General features: G+C 43.7%; 2 protein-coding genes and 1 pseudogene. 2 read left to right on the forward strand and 1 reads right to left on the reverse strand.

Annotated features, from left to right (window positions below; translation table 11 throughout):
* Positions 1 to 7: 7 nt before the first annotated feature.
* Complete coding sequence (locus B7992_RS16895) at positions 8 to 166, reverse strand: hypothetical protein (RefSeq protein WP_176421992.1); 159 nt, start codon at positions 164 to 166, stop codon at positions 8 to 10.
* Between the two features lie 101 nt (positions 167 to 267).
* Between B7992_RS16895 and B7992_RS16900 the strand changes: the two genes are divergently transcribed.
* Both B7992_RS16900 and B7992_RS16220 read left to right on the forward strand, forming a co-directional pair.
* Entirely contained in the window at positions 268 to 441 is a 174-nt protein-coding gene (locus tag B7992_RS16900) for a hypothetical protein (RefSeq protein ID WP_176421993.1), read from the forward strand.
* 341 nt (positions 442 to 782) lie between these two features.
* Positions 783 to 1,016: pseudogene (locus tag B7992_RS16220) on the forward strand (ORF6N domain-containing protein); the annotation flags it as partial.
* Positions 1,017 to 1,072 lie beyond the last annotated feature (56 nt).

Here is a 1,072-nt window from a genome sequence, read left to right on the forward strand (position 1 = left end):
GCGAATGTCAACAAAAAAGGGTGGCGAAGCCACCCACACATGTTGATGAAGAGCCAGAAAAATCATATAATTTTTTCAAATTCCACTGATAAGTTTCTATAGATGAATCAGTGAGTTCACCAGGATTATTTTTTAAACTTTCCAGTGCAGCATCATAAAAAAGCATAAAGCCTCCATTCTACCCCAAAAACATTTCAGGGACGAGCAAAGTTTGAAAAAAAAATTGAATTCAACACAAATCCCATTCCCAAAACTCCCGCAGAATACGTGAAGTTGCAGGACGCATACGTCGCTGAAAAGGGCACCCGTGTTGGTAACTGGAAGGAAATCGGTTACTTGATGCAGAATACTTCTAACTTCTTCTATTGCGACCTGGCTGCTGATTGCGCGGGGGTGCTTCGCGGCGCAAGAGCTTGGTCTGCCAGAAAGTATGCGAGGTGAATGCCGCACAAATGAACTTGTTCATTTGTATGGCTGAACCGATGCTACGGACGCTTTAGCGTCCATCGTTGAGGTCGTGGCTGAGCGTGTCCGTGCTTACCAAGCCCAGGCGGTACTGCTTGCTGATGTTCTCGAATTCGATTGCGGTAGCCATGTTCGGGAATGTAGTAAAAAATATGGAGCCCAAGTCTGGTCGGGGGAGGCGGGAATGGGGATTTGGGGGAACGTGGAAAAATTTATTGCAGGTGTCTTGTCAAATTTTCAAAACTAGTGTATATTTGTGCAGTCTGACCGAAGTAAATCCGTTTTTTTTCACGCTTGTAAAACGGAAAGGATATGTTATGAAGAAGAAAGATTCCCCTGTTGCGGGGAATAGTGCTGTTCCGGCCAATGTTGCCGAGAAAACGAAAGAAATTGTCCTCATTGACGAGAATTTGCTGAAAAACAAGGTTTACACCATCCGTGGTGTAAAGGTGATGCTTGACGCCGATCTGGCGGAGATTTATGGGTATTCTGTAAAGGCGTTTAATCAGCAGGTTAAGAATAATGCAGAAAAATTTCCGGAGGATTTTAGGTGGCGATTTCTAATCGCTAACGCATAATGTTGAACTTTTTCAAAAGATACTCATTT

This window comes from Fibrobacter sp. UWH1, assembly GCF_002210365.1.
Lineage (GTDB): Bacteria > Fibrobacterota > Fibrobacteria > Fibrobacterales > Fibrobacteraceae > Fibrobacter.

What these genes read in the sequence shown, in the direction of transcription:
- B7992_RS16895 (WP_176421992.1), bottom strand. Translation starts at nt 166, where the DNA reads ATGCTTTTTTATGATGCTGCACTGGAAAGTTTAAAAAATAATCCTGGT.